Below are 18,231 nucleotides of genomic sequence, written 5' to 3'. Positions count from 1 at the left end.
CACAGACGAGCAGCGAGAACGGCTGGCCGCACTGCGCCGGGGCCGTGGGGCAGGGCACTCCACGTCGGCGATCCCGCGGACGGGTCGAACCCACGCGCCGATGTCAGCAGGGCAACGGCGGATCTGGTTCCTCAGCTCGTTCCTTCCGGACGGCAGCGCCTACCACATCGCCGGCAGCTATCGCGTCACCGGAGACGTGTCCCTGTCGGCACTGCAGCGCACCGTTCACAGCCTGGTCGATCGGCATCCCGCGCTGCGCACCCGGTTCGAGAGCGTGGACGGCGAACCCGTCCAGATCATCGTCCCCGCCTCCGAAGCCATCACGGACGTGCGCACCGAAACGGCTTCGGACACAGCCGTCGACGGGCTGCTGGCCGACTTCTTCCGCGAGCCGTTCGACCTCTCCTGCGGCCGGCTGTTGCGGGTCCTGCTAGTCCGCACCGGCCCGGCCGAGTCCGTGCTCGCGATCGTCATCCACCACATCGTCGCGGACGGCTGGTCGCTGAGCGTCTTCATACGCGAGTTCACCGCTCTGTACAGCGAGTTCGCCGCCGGGACGCCCGCCCAGCTTCCCCCGGTTCCGATCACGTACCTCGACTACTCGCTCTGGCAGCGGGACCAGGAGGACACCGAGGGGTACCGAGCGCACGCCCGCTACTGGAAGGACGCCGTGTCGGGCAGCTCCGAGGTCCTTGAGCTACCCGCGGACCGGCCGCGCCCCGCAGTGCAGAGCTTCAGGGGCGGCCGGCGTAGGTTCGAGGTGCCTGCGGCCCTGCGCCGCGCGGTAGAAGGGCTGGCCCGCGAGCACGCCGCGACGCCGTACATGGTGCTGCTGGCCGCGTTCGACGTTCTGCTGCACAGGTGGAGCGGACGTTCCCGGTTCACCTGCGCCACCCCCGTGGCCAACCGGCCACGGGTGGAGTGCGAATCGGTCGTCGGGTTCTTCGTGAACACGCTGGTGCTGCCGGCAGACCTCTCAAGCGATCCCACCTTCGCGGAAATGGTCGATCGGGTGCGGCGAACCTGGCTCGACTCCCTTTCCCACCAGGAGTACCCGTTCGAGCGGCTGGTCGAAGAGCTGTCTCCGGAGCGGGTGCTGTCCCACAACCCGCTCGCCCAGGTGATGTTCATCCTGCAGAATGCGCCGGCCAGCGCCATGGAGCTGGCCGGCGCGCGGCTAGAGCCGCTTCCCGCGAGCACCGGCACCACCAAGTTCGACCTCACGCTGGAGCTCTTTCCCCGCGACGAGGGATACACCGGCTTCGTCGAGTACGCCGTCGACCTCTTCGACGACGAGACGGCCGCCCGCTTCGCCGATCACTACCTCCACCTCCTCGGGGCACTGGTCGCGGAACCCGGGCGGCGTATCGCGACCGCGCCGATGCTGACCGGGCCCGAACGACGGCAACTGGCCGAATGGAACGACACGGACAGCGACCTGCGGCCAGGAACCAGGGTCACGGATCGCATCGCCGCCGGGGCCGCAGCATATGGCGACCGGATCGCCGTGCAAGCGGCCGGCCTCGAATTGACCTATAAGGATCTTTCCGACCGCGCGGGGCGCATTGCGCGACTGCTGCGTTCCCGGCACGGGGTGGGAACGGACCGGCTCGTCGGTCTCTGCCTGCGCCGCTCGCCGGAGCTGGTACCCGCTCTGGTCGGCGTCCTCGCCGCCGGCGGAGCATACGTCCCGTTCGACCCCGGCCAGCCCGCCGGGCGCATCGCGGAGCTGGTCCGTGGCAGCGGCGTGGAGGTCCTGCTGACCACGACAAGCTGCCGGTCGGCGTTGGCGGGCGTTGACCCCGGGATCGCCATCGTCTGCCTGGACGACCCCGCGACGCTGCGGCTGCTGGGAGAGCAGGACCCGTCCTGGCCACGGCTCGACGGCGGTTCCGACGACCTCGCCTACGTCATCTACACCTCCGGCTCCACCGGAGAGCCGAAAGGCGTGATGGTGGAGCACCGCTCCATCCTCAACCGCCTCGTGTGGATGCAGCGGGAGTATGGGTTGCAGGCCGGTGACCGGGTGCTGCAGAAGACCACCTACACCTTCGACGTCTCCGTGTGGGAGTTCCTCTGGCCCCTGATGTACGGGGCGACGCTCGTGCTGGCCTCCCCCGACGCACATCGGGAGCCGCGGCAACTGGCCTTCGAGATCCGCGACTTCGGCATCACCCATCTCCACTTCGTGCCCACCGCGCTGTCGACGCTGCTGGCGTCCGAGACACTGGCGGGCGGCGCGCTGCGCCGGATCTTCTGCAGCGGAGAGGCGTTGTCCCGGGAGTTGTGCGAACGTGTCCACGCCGACTGCGGGATCGCTGTCGACAACCTCTACGGGCCGACCGAATGCGCGGTGGACGTCACGTACTGGCGATGGGATCCGGCTGCCGGAGTGCCGTCGATCGGAGGGCCGGTCGCCAACACCCGGGCGTACGTGGTGGACGAGTACGGCAATGAGGTCGGTGTCGGCCGGCCGGGCGAGCTGTGGATCGGCGGAGTGCAGGTCGCCCGCGGATACCTCGGCCGGCCGGATCTCACCGCGGAGCGCTTCCTGCCGGACCCCTTCTCGGGCAGCGCCGGTGACCGCGTCTACCGCACCGGCGACCTGGTCCGCCGACGCCCGGACGGACTGCTGGACTTCCTCGGCCGCATTGACGATCAAGTGAAGGTGCGCGGCTTCCGGGTCGAACCCGGCGAGGTGGAGACCTGCCTGCGCCGGCAGCCGGAGGTCTCGGACGCGGTCGTGCTGCTGCGCACGGATGCTGCCGGCGACGGTCAGCTTGTGGCTTACGTGGTGGCGGACACCGCCCGGCTGGGCGCCAGACGTGAGGCGGCCACCGTGGCCGACTGGTCCGACGTATTCGACCGGGCATACGAGGAGGGCGAACCGACGCACTCGCCGGGGCTGAACTTCAAGGGCTGGAACAGCAGTTACACCGGCGAGCCGATACCCGAGGCGCAAATGGTGGAGTGGCTCAACGCCACAGTCGACGCGATCAGCGCCACCGGGGCCCGCAGCTACCTGGAGGTCGGCTGCGGCACCGGGCTGCTCGCCTTGCGCCTGGCACCGGGTGCCGAGAGCTATCTCGGCGTCGACGTCTCCGCTGTCGGCCTGGAGCATCTGGCCGGCGAGACAGCACGGCTCGGCCTCACCGACCGGCTCGAACTGCGTCGGCTGGCGGCCCACGAGCTGTCCGTGCTGAAGGAGGAGGGCCGCTCCTTCGACTGCGTGGTGCTCAACTCGGTCGTGCAGTACTTCCCGGCCCAGGACTATCTGAGCGACGTACTGCGCTCCGCGGCCGGGCTGCTCAACCCCGGCGGCTGCATCTTCGTCGGCGATGTCAGGAATTTTGCGCTCGCCGGGGCCTTCCACCGATCCGTACTCCGGCACCACGACCCCGCCGGCGACGCGGCGGGGCTGGCCGCGCAGGCGGGCCGCCGGGCGGCGGAGGAGACCGAACTGCTCATCGACCCCGGCTACTTCGCTGAGCTCGCCGACACGGTGCTGCCGCTGCGGCACGCGCGGGTCACGGTGAAGCCGGGGCGGGCCGGCAACGAGCTCACCACCTACCGCTACGACGTCCTGCTCTCCACTCACGAGGAGACGGCCGAGGCTGCGGAGTACATGGACTGGTCCACCGCCGTCGGCACGCTCGAGCGGCTGCGCGCGGCGCTGGAGGCGGCCGGCGGCCGCGTGCTGGCGGTGGACGGCATCCCCAACGCCCGGACGGCGGCAAAGGGCGGAATCCACCCCGACGACTTGGCCGAACTGGCCAAGGAGCTGGGTCTGGAGGCCCAGGTCACATGGTCTCCGTCGGGCGTTCCCGGCAGCCTGGCGGCGCTGTTCCACCAGGCGAGCGCCCCCATCGTCGTCCGGCATCCGGTCAGCCCGCCGCACACCAATTCCCCGGCTGCGGGACAGGCGCTGCGTGCCCTGCCCCAGTTGCTGCGTCATCGGCTGCGCGAGCTGCTTCCCGACTACCTGGTCCCCAGCACGGTGGTCCCCGTCACCGCACTGCCCACGACCGAAAGCGGCAAGATCGACCGCGCCGCGGTGGCTCGCATACCTGCCACGCAGCCGGCCGCCACTGGCCGCACGGCGCCGCGAACCCCTACCGAGCGGCTGGTGGCGGACGCCTTCTGCGAGGTACTCGGCGTCGCAGAGGTCTACGCGCAGGACAACTTCTTCGAGCTCGGAGGCGACAGCATCAAGAGCACCCGGGTGGCCGCGCGGGTGCGCCAGGCGGGCCACAGCGTGCTGATCCGCTCGATATTCGCCCATCAGACGGTGGAGCGGCTGGCAGAGTTCCTGGACACGAGGGGCCGCTCACCTGATGAGGTCGACGGGTCTCGCCCAGCCACGCAGCATGCGGACGGCCTCGTCCCGGCGTCCCCGCTGCAGCAGCACATGCTGCGCCGGCTCCCGGGCCGCGGCACGGACGGCGTCTTCGTCGTACAGCGCGTACTGCGCTACCACGGCGCCGTGGACGCGAAGGCGGCCGCAGATGCCTGGTACGAGACGATCGCCACCACCGCGATCCTGCGCACCGGGCTGGTGTCCACTGCCGACGGGCCGGTCCAGCGCCCTGGCATCGCGGAGGCCGGCTCCATCATCGAGCACGACTGGTCAGGCCGCGGCGACGCCGAGCGCATGCTGCGGGACTTCCTGGTGGCCGACTGCGAGCGGGGCTTCGACCCAGCCGATGAGATCCCGACCAGGTTCGCGTTCCTGCGGCTGGGACCGGAGCACGGGTGCTGGGTGATCACCATGGACTACCGCCGGCTGGACGGCTGGAGCTTCACCATCTACCTGGGCCGCTTCCTGGACGCCTACCACCGTCTGGCCGGGAGCACCGGCGGGGCTCTCCCGCCGGCCACGGAGTTCGACTACCGCCGTTACGTGGCGTGGCGCACCGAGCAGATGCGAGCCGGTGGCGTGCGCGACTGGTGGCGCGCACGGGCTGAGTCGCTGGAGCACTTCGAGGTGACACCCGTCGAGCGGCTGTCCAATCGCGACTTCCACGTCGTGCAGACCACCTTGGACTCTGCCACCATGCGGCCGTTCGCCGCGGCCTGCCGGGCGGCAGGCGTCACTTCCGCCGCAGGTGTCCAAGGGCTGTGGGGAGCGGTGCACACGCGTCTCGACGTGCGCGGACAGCCCCAGTTCGGGGTCACGACCTCCGGGCGCTCCGCAGAGGTGCCGGGCATCGAGCACGCCATGGGGATGTTCATGAACACGCTTCCGGTGGGCTGGTCGGCCGGCGAGGGCGACTCCGTACGGCACTGGCTGTGTGGAGCGTCGTCAGCACTCCTCGATCTGATGGAACACGACATGATCCCTCTGCCCGTCCTGGACGACCTGGCGGGCGTGCGGGAAGGTCGGGCGCTCTTCGACTCCTACGTCGTCTACCAGAACGCCCCGCCGGCCCATGTCGGCGAGAGCGATGCCGGGTTCCGGCTGGTGGACGAAGCCCCGGTCGCGTATGCACGACAGGACCACCGGCTGCGCTTGGACGCCTTCCCGAGCGACGACGCCCGGGTGGACCTCGTCCTCTCCGGCTACGAACCCGCCGCCCGGCTGGCGGAGTATCTGACGGCCCTGCGCGATGCCGCGCTCGGCCTTCATCCCGGTGCGCTCGACCTCCCGATGGGGCACCTGCTCGACCACCGCCCGCCTGCCTCCCCTCCGGTGGTGGACAACGACCTCCTGGTGGCCACGATGGCGCGCGGCGAAGCGTTTTCGGCGATCATGGACAGGGAGGAGCAATGGTGACCGGCGACAGCACGCTCCCAGAGGCCTATCCCGCCTCGTTCGCACAGCAGCGGCTGTGGTTCGTCGAGCAACTGGTGCCCGGTACCCCACAGCACAACGTCGCCCGCTGCTACCGCGTGCAGGACGGGACGGTGGACGTCGAAGCCCTGCGTCAGGCCATCACGGCCGTAGTGGCGCGCCACGAGTCGTTGCGCACGTCGTTCGGCTCCGCTGACGGCGCACCCGTCCAGATCGTGGTGCCGGCCGCGGAGCCGACGGTCGAGGTCATCGACACCGAAGACGTCCGGCGCGCGCTCCACGCCTTCGAGTGCGAGCCATTCGACCTGTCCCGGCCGCCACTCGTCCGGGTCACCCTGATCCGCGGGACCGAGGGGAGCGTGCTGGCGTTCGTCCTGCACCATCTCGTCGCGGACGGCTGGTCGATGGGCGTGCTCGTCACCGAGATCTCGGAGTTCTACCGGGCCGCCCTCGACGGCACCGTACCCGGGCTGGACCAGCCGCCCCTCCAGTATGTCGACTTCACGATCTGGCAACGGGCTCAGGCCGAATCCGCAGATGCCGCCCGGCAGCTTCGCGCCTATGCGGACGAGCTGGCCGGGGTGCCGCATCTGCTGGAGCTCCCGTACGACCGGCCGCGTCCAGCGGTGCCGTCCTTCGTCGGCGCCGTGCACCGCTTCGACATCCCTGCCGAGACGGTGTCCGCACTGGAGCGGCTCGCCCAACGCTCTGGGGCGACGCTCTACATGGCCATGCTCGCCGCCTGGTTTCTCGTGCTCAGCCGGTGGTCCGGGGCATCGGACCTGCTGGTGGGCACGCCCGTGGCGGGTCGCACACGCAGCGAGACGGAAGAGCTCATCGGGTTCTTCGCCAACACGCTGGTACTGCGCGGGGACCTGACGGGCGACCCCCGCGCAGAGGAGTTGCTGGAGCGCGTACGGGACCGGTGCATCGCGGCGTTCTCCCGGCAGGACGTCCCGTTCGAGCGGCTGGTGGAGGAGCTCGCTCCTGAGCGCAGTCTCGGGCACAATCCCCTCGTCCAGGTCATGTTCGGCTGGCAGAACACCCCGGCCGGGCGACTGGAGCTGCCCGGCACGCGGTTGGTGGCGGAAGATCTGGAGACGGCTACGGCGCAGGTCGACCTCACCGTGAACCTGACTCCGGCCACCGACGGCAGGCTGACCGGAGAGATCTTCTACTCCACCGAGCTGTTCGAGGCCCGAACAGCGCACAGGTTGGCTGAGCACTTGCGGACTGCCGCGGCGGAGCTGGCGAGGGACCCCGGCCGCCGGGTGTCGGAGATCGACATCCTGGGTCCCGCCGAGCGGGCCGACTTGCTACGCCTCGGCGCCGGACGGGAGCCCGCCGGGCCGCCCGAGCCGCTCCCCCAGCGGATCCGCCGCTACGTGCGCACCCACCCCCACCGGGTGGCTGTCACGGATGCCGACGGCTCGTGGAGCTACCGTGAGCTGCTGCAGCACGCCGACGCCGTCGCAGCCGCCCTGCTGCGACTCGGTGCCGGTCGCGGGGACCATGTCGCCGTGTGCCTGCCGCGCAGCAGGTTCATGGTTTCGACGCTGCTCGGAGTGTGGACGGCCGGGGCCGCGTATGTGCCGCTCGACCCGGGCTACCCGCAGGCCAGGCTGGCGTTCATGGCCGAGGACAGCGGGAGCCGCTTGCTGCTGACGACCAAGGAGCTCGCGGACACACTTCCGTTCGCCGACTGGACCGGACCCGGGCCCGGCGCCGCGGTCGTCTTCGTCGAGGACCTCTCCCCATCCGGCTCCGCCTCCCCTGACCTGCCGCCCGCCCGGCCGGAGGACTTGGCGTACACGATGTACACCTCCGGGTCGACCGGGCAGCCCAAGGGCGTCCTGATCGAACACCGAGGGCTGGCCAACCAGATCGATTCATTCGCTGACGCGCTGGGCCTGAGCGAGGGCGACCGCATGCTCGCCCTGACGTCCATGTCGTTCGACCCGGCCTGGCTGGAGCTCTTCCTGCCGCTTGTGGTCGGCGGAGTCGTCGTGGTGACCGGCTCCGACACCGCCCGCGACCCCGAGCGGCTGCACGCGGTGCTCTGTGATCAGGAGGTGACCATCGCACAGGCCACCCCGACCACCTGGCGGCTCTACTGCGACCACGCCGATACCCCGCCGCCGCAACTGCGACAGGTACTGACAGGCGGCGAAGAGCTGTCCACGGCCCTGGCCGGCCGGCTCCTGCGGCTCGGGGTGCGCGTGCACAACGTGTACGGGCCCACCGAAACGACGATCTGGGCCACACGCGCCGAGATTACGGACCCTGCCACGGTGTCCATCGGCCGCCCCATCGACCGCACCCGGGTATTTGTCGTCGATTCAGCGGGGGGCCTCGCCCCGATCGGCGCAGTCGGCGAGCTGTGGATCGCGGGCGCGGGCGTCGCGCGCGGCTTCACCGATTCCTCCGCGACGGCTGCCGGCCGCGTCGCGACCGGACCGGACGGGACGCGGGCCTACCGTACCGGCGACCTGGCCCGCTGGAACCCCGACGGCACCTTGCGGTTCCTCGGCCGGGCCGACCACCAGGTCAAGATCCGGGGAAATCGCATCGAGTTGGACGAGATAGACGCCGTGCTGCGTTCGCACCCGGGAATCGGGGACTCCCTCACCGCTGTGAGGACCGACGCCTCCGGTGAGCGGCTGCTCGTCACGGCCGTCGTCCCGGACCCGGCTGACGCACCGCCCGGCGACCTGACCCGCGAGGCCCGAGAGTGGGCCCGCGGCCGTTTGCCTGACCATATGGTCCCGCGTCGTGTGCTCACCTTGTCCAGCCTGCCACGGACGCCCAGCGGTAAGAGCGACCGCCAGGCCGTGGCACGACTGGCGGAGCCGGACACGGTGGCCGGCGGGCACGCGCCGCCCGCTGACGGGCTGCAACGCGACCTGCACGACGTGTGGTGCGACGTGCTCGGCGTCCCCTCGGTGAGCGTCGCCGAGAACATCTTCGACCTCGGGGCCACCTCGCTGACGACGGTTCGGGTCAAGCAGGAGCTGTCCCGCCGGTATGGCATCGACGTGCCGCTGACCGATTTCTTCGCGTATCCCAGCATCGCCGCGCTCGCCGTCCGGGCGGGCGCGACCGGCGGCCCGCCGGCCCGCTCGCCCGCGGCACAGCGCCGCTCGATGCAGGAGACGGCAGCCAGGCGCCGCGGCGCACGTACCGGCGGACGGCCATGACGATGGCGAGGACGCAGGGCGAATTCTTCAGGCTGCGTGACGAACCGGACTTCGCACGCTTCTGGACCGGACAGTCCATATCCCTGATCGGGAGTGAGATCACCTCGATGGCGATCCCGGTGATCGCCATCCTCAGCCTGGGAGCCGGCGCTCTGGACCAGGGTGTCCTGTTCTTCTGCCAGTTCCTTCCGGCACTGTTGTTCGGGCTGCACTTCGGCACCCTCATCGACCGCTTCGCCAAGCGCTCGCTCCTTGTCTACTGCGATCTCGCCCGCATGGTCCTTCTGCTGGCCATCGCGGTGCTGCACGTACTCGACGCGCTCTCCATCGCGGCCCTGGTGGTGATCGCCTTCCTGGTCGGCACGTTCAGCGTGCTCTCGGCCATCTGCGGTCAGGCGTACGTCCCTGACCTGCTGCGTGACAACAGGCTGCTGGACGGCAACACCAAACTCCAGAAGGTCACCACCTTCGCCGAGGTCTCGGGGGGCTCGCTGGCCGGCGCGCTCGTACAAGCGCTGACCGCGCCCTTCGCGGTGATCGTCGATGCCGTCAGCTACGCGGTGTCGGCGTGCTTCATCTCCCGGGTGAGGCTGCCGGGAAGGGCGCCCGATACGGAGGTCCACGAGAAGCCGCAGATCTGGGAAGGGCTGAGGTTCGTTCTGCGCGGAGCGAAGTTGCGAGCCATCACCTTGTGCGCCGCGACCAGCAACTTCTTCAGCGCGATGATGGTGTCTCTCTACCTGTTGTTCGTCATGGATGGCCTGGGGCTCAGCCCGCTCCTGGCAGGGCTGCTGCTGAGCGCGGCTAGCTGCACAGCGCTGGTGACCGGCTTCCTCACCTCACGGGTCACCGCCCGGCTGGGCGTGTCCGGAGCTCTGGTGGCCGGCCAGGCCGTGATGGCTGCCGGCTGCTTGATACTGCCGTTCGCACAGGGCCCGCTCCCTCTGGTCAGCGTGTACCTGGTGGCGTCGCACGGCATCTTCGTGATCGGCATGATCGTGTTCTCCACGACGCAGCTTACCTACCGCCAGCAGGTGACGCCGGCGCGCATGCAGGGCCGGGTGCACGCGGGAAACTACGTGATCACGTACGGCGCATACGCGCTGGGGGCGATGGCCGGCGGACTCGCGGGCGAGTGGATCGGCATCAGGCCGACGCTGGTCATCGGCGCATTGGGGCACATCCTCGCGGCGGCCTGGCTGCTGCCGCGACGGGTCAGGATAACGGCCGAGGACGGCCCGGCCACTGGCCCCGAACGCCGCCCCGACGGCGGCGATGAGGACGAATCGCGAGGCGACTTTGTACATCCGTAGCCTCAAAGAGGCACTCGGCGCCCGGCTCCATGTGGTGGTGTTCCCGGGGGCGGGCGGCTCCTCCGCGCACTTCCGCGAGTGGGCCGGGCACCTCGGGCGGGACGTCCGGCTGAGTGTCGTCGACCCCTGGCCGCTGCACCTCGCCGTCGGCGACGGCGCGTTGGCGGATTCCGCGCGCTTGTTACTGCCCGAACTCTTCACCTTCCAGGGCCCATTGGTACTGGCCGGACACAGCCGCGGAGCCGTGCTGGCCTACGAGACGGCGCAGCACCTGGTGGCGGCCGGTGCCGCAGACCGGTTGGCGGCCCTCGTCGCCATGGCCTACCGGGCCCCATCCTCGCCGCCGCGACGCCGGTTCAGCCGGGAGGACGACGGCACCTTGCGCGAGCTGCTGCGCCAGTTGGGCGGCACTCCGCAGGAGGTCTTCGACGAACCGGAGTTGCTCGATGCCGTGCTGGACCGGCTGCGTACGGAGTTGCGCGCAGCCGAGGGTTACACCGATGCGTGGGCCGTGCCGCTGCCCTGCCCGCTGCGGCTCTATCTGGGCCGCAGCGACGAGAGCGTGCCGGCGGCCGAAGCCGGCGCCTGGCAGCGGTCCGTGACCGGCGACTTCGCCGTCCGGATGCTGGACGGCGGCCATTTCTTCCCCTTCGGTACGGGCAGTTCGCGGACGGTCGCCGCGCTGCTCGACGACACGTTGCACCTTGCCCAGGGAGGCACCCATGACAGCGTCCGGTGAGCCTGAGACCGTACCTTCGATGGTCCGACGGATGGCCGCCCGGCAGCCTGGCCAGGTCGCGATCAGCGCCGAGGACGGGCAGTTGACGTACGCGGACCTCGTCACGCGGGCTGGTGGCCTGGCGGCCGCGCTGCGCGAGCGTGGCCTACGGCGCGGCGACCTGGTGGGCGTCTGTACACCTCGTGGCAGCGACGGAATCGCCGCACTGCTCGCCGTGTGGGCGGCGGGCGCCGCGTATCTGCCGCTGGATCCGGGGTATCCGACACGGCGCCTCGAATTCCTCGCCACCGACAGCGGCTGCACAGCGCTGCTGACCACCAGCGCGCTGGCCCGACGCATCCCGGCGGGCAGAGCGGAGGTCGTCCGCACGGACCTGCTCGACAGTACGGGTTCCGCCGACTGGCCCGCACCGCCAGAGCTCGACGACCTTGCGTACGTCATCTACACCTCGGGCTCCACGGGGACGCCCAAGGGCGTGATGGTGGAGCACAGCCAACTGGCCGGCCTGGTGCGCTGGCACCGCGACAGTTTCGGGATCGGCCCCACGGACCGCTGCTCCCACCTCGCGGCCGCCGGCTTCGACGCGGCCGTCTGGGAGGTGTGGTCGGCACTCGCGGCCGGGGCAAGCCTGCATGTCGCCCCAGACCAGGTGCGGAAGGCCTTCGACGAGACGCTCGACTGGTGCGCGGCCGAGCGCCTCACTGTGGCGTTCATGCCTACCTTGCTGGCGGAGTACGCCATCCGGCACCCGGATCGGGGCCGCCTGCCGTTACGGCTGCTGCTCACCGGCGGCGACCGGCTGCGCACCCGGCCGGTCGACCTTCCCTACACCCTGGTCAACAACTACGGGCCCACAGAATGCACAGTCGTGGCCACGTCGGGCATCGTCGCACCCGCCGGTTCGGACCCGAACGGGGAAACTCTTCCACCCTCCATCGGCAAGCCGATCGCGGGGACGAGCATCCACCTGGTGGGTGAGAACGGCCAGCTCGCCGCCCCTGGGCAGGCCGGCGAGATCTGGATCTCGGGCACCGGTGTCGCCCGCGGCTATCTGGGCAAACCCGAGCTGACGCGGGAGAAGTTCGTCTCGGCGCCCTTCGCCCGCCGTGCCTATCGGACCGGCGACCTGGCCCGCCTCAACCCGGACGGCACCCTCGACTTCCTCGGCCGCATCGACGACCAGGTCAAGATCCGTGGCTATCGGGCCGAGCCGGCGGAGGTTGACGCGGTGCTACGGGTCCTACCCGGCGTACGCGACGGGGTCACGGTGGCCCGGACCGGCCCGGACGGTGAGCTGCGCCTCGTCAGCTATGTCGTCCCCGGGCCGGGGCTGGGCGACGTGCCAGGGCTGCGAGAATCGCTGGCCGCGGCGCTCCCTCCGTACTTGGTGCCGGACACCCTGGTCGCGCTGGACAAGCTGCCGCTGACGCCCCACGGCAAGCTCGACCGGGAGGCGCTGCCGGAGCCCCCGCACGACCACGCTCCGGCAGGCGCGGCGGACGGAGCAGCCGCCGTCGACGAACTGACCGCACTGTTCGCCGTGGTGCTGGGAGGTCTCCCGGTATCCGCCGACACGGACTTCTTCGCGGTCGGCGGGCATTCCCTGCAACTGACCATGCTGCTCGCGCGCATCCGCGACCGGTACGGGGCCGAGCTGAGATACCGCGACTTCTTCACCGCCGCAACGCCCCGCGCGCTCGCCACTCTGCTCTCGGACCGGGTAGCGGACACAGGCGCCGACTCTGCTGTCGCGACCGCGGACACCGGTGGTCCGGCCGAGGGGGAAGGGACCTTGGAGCCGGCTCCGCTCTCGCCGAATCAAGAGCAACTCTGGCTGGCCGGCCAGTTGGCGCCCGGCACGGCCATCCACAACGTCAGCGACGTGTATCGGGTCCAGGGCCGGATCGACCTGGACGCACTGGAGTGGGCACTCGGCGAGGTCGTTGCGCGACACGAGATCCTTCGCACCCGCTTCGCCGTGGTCCACGGCGACCCGGTCCAGATCGTGGAGAAGCAGCTCCGGCCGCACGTGGAGCTGGTCGACGCCGAGGGTCCGGCGGCCGTCGAGGAAGCCGTCTCCGCCTTGGCGTCCCGGCCGTTCGACGTGTCCAGCGCGCCCCTGCTGCGCGTGGCGCTGGTGAACGCCGGGCCCGAGACCCGTCTCGTCTTCGTCCTCCACCATCTCGTCATAGACGCCTGGTCAATGGGCCTGCTCCTCAAAGAGGTCGCCACCCACTACCGCGCCCGGCTGGCTGGATCGCCGGGGCCGGCCGTGGCGGCGCCGGTGCAGTACGGCACGTACGCTCGCCGGCAGCACGAGCGCGCTGGCTCAGCGCAGGTGACCGCACTGCGCGACGAGTACGTCCACGACCTCGCCGGCTACCCGCACGTCCTTCAATTGCCGTTTGATCGCCCTCGTCCTGCCGTGCGCACCTTCGAGGGTGCGGCCTGGTCCTTCCACATACCCGCTGACCTCCTGCACCGTGTGGAACGGCTGGGACGTGAGCATGACGCAACGCTGTTCATGACCCTGCTCGCGGCCTACCACATCGTCCTGAACCGGTGGAGCGGTCAGGAGCGATTCCTGGTCGGCTCGCCGGTCGCCAATCGCACCACGGTGCAGTCCGAAGGCCTTCTCGGCTTTCTCGTGAACACGCTGGTGTTGCGTGCCAACCTCGCTGGCGACCCCCCCTTCGCAGAGCTGCTGCGGCGGGTCAAGGACGACTCTCTGGCCGGGCTGGCACGCCAGGAGGTCTCCTTCGGACAGTTGGTGGAGGAGCTGAAGCCGGAGCGCTCGTCGGTCTCGACCTCGCTGGTTCAGGCGCTGTTCGTGCTGGAGAACGTGCCGGCTGTCGCGCTCGACCTGCCGGGCGCCAAGCTTTTGCGGCAGCCGGAACCGGTGACGTCCTCTCACTTCGACCTGACCGTACGCTTCGTCCCCACAACAACCGGACTGGCCGGCCAGGTGGAGTACGCCACCGAGCTGTTCAACGCGGCCACCGTGGAGCGGTTCGCGGACCAGCTGTGCCGCGTGCTGGAGGAGGCCTGCGATGCCCCCCGGCAGCCTGTGGCCGACTTCGACGTAATCGGTCCCGACGAGCGCGCCGCGCTGGCCGCCTTGGGCACCGGACCGATCCGGCACCACGATCCGACCGTACTGCCCCGGAAGATCCGCACCGTGGCCGAGCGGATTCCGGGCAGCGTTGCCGTGGAGGATGCGGAGGGTAGCTGGACGTACGCCGAACTGTCCGACCATTCCCGCAGGCTGGCCGCCGTCCTGAGCGACCGCGGGGTGACCAGGGGCTCGCTGGTCGGCGTGTGCATGCCGCGCGACCGCCTCATGCTGGCCGGCCTGCTCGCGGTCTGGGAAGCAGGCGGCGCGTACGTGCCGCTGGACCCTGGATATCCGGCGCAGCGGCTGGAGTTCATGATTGCCGACAGCGGAATGACTCATCTGCTGACGGCAGGTGATGCGGCAGGCCACATCAAGACCGGCGACCAGGTGGACGTGATCCACGCGGACCACTGCACCCAGGCAGCCGACGAGGAGTGGCCCGACGTGCGGCTCGACGGCGGCGACCTCGCCTATGTCATCTACACGTCCGGCTCGACCGGCCACCCCAAGGGGGCCATGATCGAGCATTCCTCCCTGGTCAACCAGATGGATGCGTACGCCGCAAGCCACGGCTTCGGTGCCGACGACTGCTTCCTCGCCCTCACGTCCCTGTCCTTCGACCCGGCGGGGCGCGAGCTCATGCTGCCGTTGACCGTGGGAGGGCGGACGGCCATCGCCCCGGAGGCGACAGCGGATCCGGCGGTCCTGCACGAGCTGATCCGCCGCCACGGCGCGACTGTGATCGACGTCACCCCTGCCGCCCTGCGGCTGTATACGACCCACACTTCGGCGCCGCCCCCGACCCTGCGGCAGATCTGGTGCGGTGGCGAGGAGATGCCGCAGTCGCTCGCCGAAGCACTTCTCGCCCTGAACGTCAGGGTGTTCAACGGCTACGGTCCCACGGAGACGACGATTTCGGTCTCGTACGCTGAGATCGCTCCGGGCCAGTCGGTGACCATCGGCCGGCCGATCGCGAACACCCGGATGAGCGTGGTGGACACCTGCGGCCGGCTCGTCCCCCGGGGCACCCCAGGAGAGCTGTTGATCTTCGGAGCAGCCGTGGGCCGTGGCTACCTCAACCGCCCCGAACTGACCGAAGCACGATTCATGACGGCGCCCGACGGATCGCGCGGCTATCGCACAGGCGATCTGGTGCGCTGGACGAACGACGGCCGCCTGCAATTCCTCGGCCGTATGGACGGCCAGGTCAAGATCCGCGGGACCCGGATAGAGCTGGACGAGGTCGATCACGCGATCCGCGCCTACCCGCAGGTGGCAGACGCCTTGACGATGGCGGATGCCGACCCGGCAGGTGGCAGGCGGCTGGTGACCTACGTCATTCCGAGACCTGGAGCATCTATCAGCCCTGCGGCCCTGCGGACGACGCTTACGGAGACGCTGCCCGTTCAGATGCTGCCGTCCGTCTGGATGATCATGGACGGCGTGGAGGCGTTCCCGTTGACGCCCAACGGCAAGATTGATCGCAGCGCACTGCCACGCCCGGCAGCAGCCGACGGCAGTGAGGGCGGCGAGCCCGCGACGCCTGCCGAGAAGGCCCTGGCCGCTATCTGGAGCGAGGTTCTGGGCCATTCCGACGTAAGCCGGGACGCGGAGTTCTTCGCTGTCGGCGGGCATTCACTGGCGGCGTTGCGGGTTGTCACCCGGATCCGGGAACGTCTCAACGCGGGCATCTCCTTGACGGACTTGTTCGCGCTCCCCCGCCTCCGTGATCTAGCGGCCCGCATCGACACGCTCCAGCAGTCCCCGGAAGCCGGCACTGTCGAGGCCATCGGCCGCATCGACCGCTCCCAGCACCGAGCAACAGGGACGATTCGCCGCTGACGAGCGCATGCTTGGTAGCAACGCACCGACAGGCTGGCGGACACCCGCCGGCCTCGTCGGCTGCCAAATGGCACCAGCCGTTCGCGGTCCAGAGATGTGAGCTCCGGCGATAAATGGCCGGGGAGACCCAGAGCTATCTGGCCGAGGATGGTTCCGGATCGGGTCAAACGAGATGTGGTACCGCTCCGCAAGCCGCCGCACGGGGGCAGGACAGCGGGATGCCCGGCTCCCGCCTGAGAGCCGGGCACGTGTGATGGCGGGATCAGCAGCTACTGGTGGTGTCGCCCGCGTCGGTGGTGCAGGTGTCGGTGCCCAGGCCGCCGTTGGCGGTTCGCCGCCTTGGCCGTCTTGGACATTGATGTCGTCGTTGCCGACGTTGCCACTCATGATGTCGGTGCCGGAGGTGTCTTCCAGGGTGTCGTTGCCGGGGCCGCCGCCCTCTCTGTCAGACTGCTGTGATACATGGGACAGATGAATTCTTTTGATGTGAAGCAGGGCGAGACAGGACGATCGAGACAGTGACGATGACCCTCGCCGACCAGAGCGCCATGACGGGGCAGGATAGTCAGGTGACCGATGAGCAGCCGGCCCGGCCCAAACGACGGACGTTCACCAAGGCCTACAAGGCGCGGATCCTGGCCGCTTTCGACGCGCTGCCCGAAGGCAGCACGAGCGGGGCGCCCTGCTCCGCAAGGAACGGCTGTATCACTCCCATATCGTGCACTGGAGAAAGCAGGCCGAGCACGGAACACTCCCGGCCACGTCCGGCCGGCCGGACAAGAGCGCCGAGTCGGGGGAACTGGCCCGGCTGCGTGCCGAGAATAAGAAACTTAAGGCCGACACCGCGAAACTCGAGTCCCGTAACGAGAAACTGGCCGGCGACCTGGGCAGGACCAAAACCGCGCTGGATATAGCGGGAAAAGCATTCGCGCTGCTTCAGACACCTCAAGCAGCGCGGACTCCGACACGAGGTGAACCGGGTCCTGGACGAGTATTTCCCGGCCCTGGAGAAGTCGGTCGGCACGGTGCGGGCATGCGCGTTGTTCGGGAAGTCCCGGGCCACGGTGCACCGCCATCGCAACCCGCGCCCGCCCGTGCAGGGGCCGCGCCGCCCGTTCCACCACCCGGCCGAACTGCCCGACGCCGAGCGCGAGCAGGTGCTGGCGGTGCTCGACTCTGCCCGCTTCGCCGACAAGTCGCCCGGCCAGGTGTGGGCGATCCTGCTGGACGAGGGTGTCTACCTGTGCTCGCAGGCCACCATGTACCGCCTGCTGCGCGAACGCGGGCAAAGCGGCGAGCGGCGTGCCCAGGCCGTATGCCCGCCGACCAGCAAACCCGAACTGGAGGCCGACCGCCCCAACCTCGTGTGGTCGTGGGAAATCACCAAATTGAAAGGCCCGGTGCGAGGCGTCTACTATCTGTTGTACGTCATCATCGACATCTTCTCCCGCAAAGTCATTCATTGGGAGACCTGGCCCACCGAGAACGGCACGCTGGCCAAAGATTTCATCCAGAACGCCATCGCCGCCAACGACGCCGTCGCGCCTCGCTCCATCCACGCCGATCGTGGCACGTCGATGACCTCTGACACCGTCACCGGCCTGCTCGCACTGCTCGGCATCGATCAATCGCATTCCCGGCCGCACGTGTCCAACGACAACCCGTACTCGGAAGCGCAGTTCAACACACTCAAATATTACCCGGCATTTCCCGGACGGTTCGGGTCCATCGAAGATGCCAACGTCTTCTGCGGCCAGTTCTTCCGCTATTACAATCACGAGCATCGTCATTCCGGGATCGCGATGCACACGCCCGCCTCAGTGCACGACGGCACCGCCGTGCACGTTCAGGCCCGCCGGATCGCCACGCTCCACGCGGCCTTCCAGGCGCATCCAGAACGGTTCCGCGGCCGGCGACCCTTGGGTCCTGAGGAAGACCGCTGTATCCGGTGCTGGATGACGACGCGGCCCGGCTCAGTCCCTTTATCAGACGGCACATCAACGTGCACGGCCGCTACTCCTTTCAACGTCCGCAGCTGGGCGGCGGGCGGCGGGCCTTGCGTGATCCTGACGCCGACGACGCCTACGACGAGGATTGATGGGGGATGCCCCGGCCCTGGCGACCTTCCTCCTCGATTCCCCGGTGGTCTGGAGGCCGGTCCGCGAGGTGGTGTCCGCGAAGGCCCGAGGCTGTCTTCGACCATGCCGCGCGCCGCTTCGATGGCGGTCAGCAGT

Annotated in this window: 6 protein-coding genes and 1 pseudogene; all 7 read left to right on the top strand. The window is 69.6% G+C overall.

Annotated elements, in window-relative coordinates; all coding sequences use genetic code 11:
* The first annotated feature begins 100 nt into the window (after nt 1-100).
* The 7 genes and pseudogenes from E1294_RS15495 (at nt 101) to E1294_RS52720 (ending at nt 18,095) form a co-directional block, all read left to right on the top strand.
* Nucleotides 101-5,773 carry a non-ribosomal peptide synthetase gene (locus tag E1294_RS15495; protein WP_165977305.1) on the top strand — a complete coding sequence of 1,891 codons (5,673 nt, stop codon included), beginning with the start codon at nt 101-103 and terminating at the stop codon, nt 5,771-5,773.
* Complete coding sequence (locus E1294_RS15490) at nt 5,767-8,988, top strand: non-ribosomal peptide synthetase (protein ID WP_132509090.1); 3,222 nt, start codon at nt 5,767-5,769, stop codon at nt 8,986-8,988. Before E1294_RS15495 ends, E1294_RS15490 begins: the two co-directional genes overlap by 7 nt.
* 2 nt (nt 8,989-8,990) lie before the next feature.
* Nucleotides 8,991-10,301 (top strand): MFS transporter, encoded by a 1,311-nt coding sequence (locus tag E1294_RS15485; RefSeq protein ID WP_165977304.1) that lies wholly within the window; start codon nt 8,991-8,993, stop codon nt 10,299-10,301.
* A complete protein-coding gene (locus E1294_RS15480) occupies nt 10,288-11,040 on the top strand; it encodes a thioesterase II family protein (protein WP_165977303.1) in 753 nt (250 codons plus the stop codon). Before E1294_RS15485 ends, E1294_RS15480 begins: the two co-directional genes overlap by 14 nt.
* Before the next feature lie 19 nt (nt 11,041-11,059).
* Nucleotides 11,060-15,997 (top strand): non-ribosomal peptide synthetase, encoded by a 4,938-nt coding sequence (locus E1294_RS15475; RefSeq protein ID WP_165977302.1) that lies wholly within the window; start codon nt 11,060-11,062, stop codon nt 15,995-15,997.
* Between the two features lie 1,259 nt (nt 15,998-17,256).
* Nucleotides 17,257-17,799 (top strand): annotated as a pseudogene (locus E1294_RS58040) (transposase); the annotation flags it as partial.
* A 146-nt stretch (nt 17,800-17,945) separates the two neighbouring features.
* Nucleotides 17,946-18,095 (top strand): transposase, encoded by a 150-nt coding sequence (locus E1294_RS52720; RefSeq protein ID WP_165977298.1) that lies wholly within the window; start codon nt 17,946-17,948, stop codon nt 18,093-18,095.
* The last annotated feature ends 136 nt before the right edge of the window (nt 18,096-18,231 follow it).

Source organism: Nonomuraea diastatica, from assembly GCF_004349015.1.
Classification (GTDB): Bacteria; Actinomycetota; Actinomycetes; order Streptosporangiales; family Streptosporangiaceae; genus Nonomuraea; species Nonomuraea diastatica.
Note: the sequence above shows the minus strand (reverse complement) of the source record. Positions and strands in the feature narration are given on the sequence as shown.